A 350-nucleotide genomic window follows, 5' to 3' on the forward strand; every position below is an offset into this window, starting at 1 on the left:
GTCCGAGTCGAGCGCGAGCCAGGCGCAATACGATCCGAACCGTCCGCTGCAAGGCAAGACGCCGGGTCAGCCGGTGCCGCAGGCCGCGCAACCCGCGCCGCCGAACACCGCGCCTGGCCAGACCAACTCGCAGACGCAGTCGGGCATGCTCGAGCAGCCGCAAATCATCGAAGTGCCGCCGACCCTCGGCGGGAACAATAATGCCGCGGGCAATGCCAATGGCACGGCAGTCGCGCCGAAGCCCGCGCCGGATAACGGCAGCAGCGCCACCGCCGCGGTGAAAAAGCCGCAAGCCACGAGCGCGCCGGCTGCGACCACAGCGGGTTCCGCGCCGAAGAGCACGTCGTCGG

General features: G+C 70.3%; 1 pseudogene. It reads left to right on the plus strand.

The window, feature by feature from the left end:
* A pseudogene (locus SB822_RS55595) lies at positions 1-350 on the plus strand (cell division protein); the annotation flags it as partial.

Origin of the sequence: Paraburkholderia sp. SIMBA_054, from assembly GCF_046534875.1 — a bacterium.
Classification (GTDB): domain Bacteria; phylum Pseudomonadota; class Gammaproteobacteria; order Burkholderiales; family Burkholderiaceae; genus Paraburkholderia; species Paraburkholderia hospita.